The sequence below is a fragment of the Actinomadura sp. NPDC000929 genome (genome assembly GCF_040492065.1).
GTDB lineage: Bacteria > Actinomycetota > Actinomycetes > Streptosporangiales > Streptosporangiaceae > Spirillospora > Spirillospora verrucosospora.
Map to the genome: position 1 here is coordinate 1 of NZ_JBEUPA010000286.1, position 3,770 is coordinate 3,770.

Annotated in this window: 4 protein-coding genes; all 4 read right to left on the reverse strand. The window is 73.9% G+C overall.

The genetic code is table 11. The annotated features are described in order from the left end of the window. Positions 1 to 1,032, reverse strand: a 1,032-nt coding sequence (gene mshC, locus ABWI04_RS42025; RefSeq protein WP_353835901.1) for a cysteine--1-D-myo-inosityl 2-amino-2-deoxy-alpha-D-glucopyranoside ligase, incomplete at its 3' end; no start/stop codon positions are given. A gap of 67 nt (positions 1,033 to 1,099) precedes the next feature. Continuing rightward, positions 1,100 to 2,044: an ABC transporter permease gene (locus ABWI04_RS42030; protein WP_345181216.1), complete on the reverse strand. Its 945-nt coding sequence runs from the start codon at positions 2,042 to 2,044 to the stop codon at positions 1,100 to 1,102. A 5-nt stretch (positions 2,045 to 2,049) separates the two neighbouring features. Further along, positions 2,050 to 3,018, reverse strand: coding sequence for an ABC transporter permease (locus ABWI04_RS42035; protein WP_345181214.1), 969 nt, complete (start codon positions 3,016 to 3,018; stop codon positions 2,050 to 2,052). Positions 3,019 to 3,178: 160 nt separating this feature from the next. Next, positions 3,179 to 3,770 (reverse strand): hypothetical protein (locus ABWI04_RS42040; RefSeq protein ID WP_353835902.1); only part of this gene is annotated, 592 nt, incomplete at its 5' end.

A 3,770-nucleotide genomic window follows, 5' to 3' on the forward strand; every position in this document is an offset into this window, starting at 1 on the left:
GCGAGGGCACGGGAAGGTTGCACGGTGTGGGGAAGGAATCGCGGTCCACTCCCAGTCGGAGCGGTAGTGGTGGGCCAGCAGCGCCGCCCGGATCGCCATCGGGTCGGCTCCGGACTCCCGCAGCTTCGACACGAACACGAGGTTGCCGCGCGACTTGGACATCTTCTCGCCGTCCAGGCCGACCATGCCGGAGTGCACGTAGGCGCGGGCGTGCGGCCGCTCCCCCGTGGCGACCTGCGCGTGCGAGGCGCTCATCTCGTGGTGGGGGAACGCCAGGTCCGAGCCGCCGCCCTCGACGTCGAAGGCCATGCCGAGGTACTCGATGGAGATCGCCGAGCACTCCACGTGCCAGCCGGGGCGCCCCTCCCCGAACGGCGAGTCCCACCCGGGCTCGCCGGGCCGCCGCGCCATCCACAGCAGCGCGTCGAGGGGGTCGCGCTTGCCGGGCCGGTCCGGGTCTCCCCCGCGCTCGGCGAACAGCGGCGCCATCTCCTCCCGCGAGAGCCGGCTGACCCCGCCGAACGCCGGGTCGGAGGCGATCGGGAAGTAGACGTCGCCGTCCACCTCGTAGGCGGCGTCCCGGCCGCGCAGCTTCTCGATCATCTCGATGATCAGCGGGATCGCCTCGACCGCGCCGACGTAGCGGTCGGGCGGCAGGACGCGCAGCGCGGTCATGTCGTCGCGGAAGAGCTGGATCTCCCGGTCGGCGAGCTCGCGCCAGTCCTCCCCGGTCTGCTGGGCACGTTCCAGGAGCGGGTCGTCGACGTCGGTGGTGTTCTGGACGTAGTGGACCCGGTGGCCGAGGTCCCGCCACACCCGGTTGACGAGGTCGAAGGCCAGGTAGGTGTTGGCGTGGCCGAGGTGCGTCGCGTCGTAGGGGGTGATCCCGCACACGTACATCCGGGCGGTGTCGCCGGGGGACGTGGGGCGCGTCGTCCCGGTGCCGGTGTCGTGCAGGCTGAGGGGCCGGGTCGCGGCGGGCAGTCCCGCGTCGGAGAGGCTGGGGACTTCGGAGGCGGGCCACGATCGCATACAGAAAGCTTATCCATGCGTACTTCGCGGCATGAATCCGAGATCACGGCTTCCGCCGGGCGCGTCCTCAGCGGTGCCGGACGCGCGGGTCCAGCACCGAGTAGCCGATGTCGACCAGCAGGTTCGCGACGACGACGAACGACGTCACCAGAAGCGTCACCCCGATGACGACCGGGGTGTCGCCGAGCGCGATGGACTGGTAGACCAGCTGCCCCACGCCCTGCAGCCCGAACACCTTCTCGGTGACGATCGTGGAGCCGACCAGCGCGCCGAGATCGATGCCGAGCTGGGTGACGACGGGGGCCAGCGCCGTCCGCAGCCCGTGCCGACCGACGACGCGGCGTTCGGGCAGGCCCTTGGCCCGCGCCGTCCGCACGTAGTCCTCGCCGAGCACGTCCAGCATCGCCCCGCGGGTGAGGCGCGTGTAGGTGGCGATCATGAGGAACGCCAGCGCGATCCACGGCAGGACCATCCGGCGCAGGAAGTGCTCCTGCAGCGGGGGTCCCGCCTCGAACAGGTGGGCGGCGCCGCCGCCGAGCCCGGCGGAGAACACGTGCAGCAGCGCGAGCGCCATCACGAACGGCGGGGTGGACAGGCCGACCAGCACGAACACGGTCGCGGCCCGGTCACCGAGGCCGCGCGGCCGCATCGCGCAGAGCACGCCGAGCAGCACGCCGCCGGCGAACCACAGGACGGCCGCGCCCGCCACCAGGCACAGCGTCGTGGGGAGGCGCTGGCCGATCAGGCTGGTGACCGGTACGCCGTTGATGTAGGAGTCGCCGAGGTCGCCGCGCACCAGCCGTCCGGCGAACCGCCAGTACTGGACGAGGACGGGGCGGTCCAGCCCGAGGTTGCGGCGGATCTGGCCGAGGGTGTCGGCGGTGGCGCGCGGCCCGCCGATGACGCGCTCCACCGGGACCGGCGAGACGTGCAGGAACACGAAGACCAGCGTGGCCGCCATCCACAGCACCACGACCGTGTACAGCAGGCGGCGGAGGACGAACCGCGCCACGCGCCTCACCGCCCCCCGGGCGCGCGGTCGCCGCGCGGGTCGAAGGCGTCGCGGATGCCCTCGCCGAGCAGGTTGAACGCCAGCGTCGTCGCCAGCAGCAGGACGCCCGGGACGGCCAGCAGCCACCAGGCCGTCCGGAACACGTCGCCGCCCTCGCCGAGCATCGACCCCCAGCTCGGCATCGGCGGGCGCACCCCGACGCCGAGGAACGACAGCGTCGCCTCGAACACGATCGAGGCCGGGACCAGCAGCGAGGTCAGCACGGTGACGTGCGCGGACAGGTTCGGCAGGACCTCGCCGAACATGATCCGGACGTCGGAGGCGCCGAGGGCGCGGGCCGCCTCGATGAACTCCCGCCGCCTGATCGTGATCACCTGTCCGCGGATGACGCGGGCGACCGCGGCGAACGAGAAGAAGGCGATGATCAGGATCGTCATGCTCAGGCTGGCGGCGACCGAGGTGATCTGGAACGTGGTCGCCAGCACGATGGCCACGAGCAGGTACGGCAGGGCGAGCATCATGTCCATGAGCCGGGCGAGCAGGGCGTCCAGGGCGCCGCCCGCGAACCCCGCGAGGGTTCCGACGGCGGTCCCGGCGGCGGAGGCGAGAAGGGCCGCGAGGATCCCGACGGCCAGGGAGATCCGTGCCCCGTAGGCGGCGCGCACGAGGACGTCGCGGCCGAGCTGGTCGGCGCCGAGCGGGAACCGCGCTCCCGGCCCGCGCGGCTGCCCTCCGGCGTCCAGGCCGGTGCGCGGGAAGGTCGCGTCGTAGGGGTGGCCGGTCAGGTGCGCCCACAGCGGCGCCAGCGCCGCGAACGCCAGGATCAGCGCGAGGACGGCGAGCGCCGCGACCGCGAGCCGGTCGCGGCGGAACCGGGTCCAGGCGAGCTGGCAGGGGGTGCGGCCCTCCACGGGCAGGGCCTCGTCCGGCGCCGCCCTCGGCCTGCGGGTCTCGACCTCGGCGTAACTGCTCATCGCGCCGCCGCGCGTGCCACCGCTGCCATCCGCACTCCCCGTCTGCCGATGACCCTTCGCGGGCGGCTTCGCCCCGACGAAGATCGCATTAGGTAGTCAAACTAGCACCGAGCGTCATGTTCCGCAGCCGGAGCCGGCAAGTGGGCAGGGCGGGTCCCTGTCAGCGCACGCGCCTCCAGGCGTGGGGGTCGCCAGGGACGGCGGAGAAGTCGTACCGGACGCCGGTCCGGCCGAGGGCGACGAGGCTGACGGAGGTCGTGCCCCACACGCGGCCGTCGCCCAGGTCGAGCAGGGGGAGCAGGGCGCGGTGGTCGGCGCGGGGCAGGCCGCCGCCGTCCACCAGCGGCAGCCACGCGCCCCAGGCCCGTTCCACGGTGTCCTCGAGGCGCGGCTCGGGGCGCGGCGCGGCGGCCAGAAGCGGTCGGAAGTGCGCGAGCCGCGCCGCCATGTAGGCGTCCTCGGTCTCGCCCTCCGGCTGGCCCTCCCCCTCCAGCCCGCTGTTGACGATCATGTGCAGGCCGGGTCCGAGCCCGCGCTCGGTCAGGGCCGCGCCGTCCCAGCTCCACAGCCGCACCCGGTCGGGTTCGGCGCCGACGAGGTGGAACGGGTCGAACGCGGCGAGGTCCGGCCCGCCGAGCTTGCCGTCGGCGGCGACCCGCAGTGGCAACTCCCCGCGGGAGGCGCGGCCCGCCTCGGGCGCCATGGCGCCGCGGCCGTTCAGCACGACGGCGGCCCGCGGCGCGCCGGGGTCC

Excerpts from the sequence above, each read along its gene's own strand:
- ABWI04_RS42035 (WP_345181214.1), bottom strand. The coding sequence starts at position 3,018 with ATGAGCAGTTACGCCGAGGTCGAGACCCGCAGGCCGAGGGCGGCGCCG.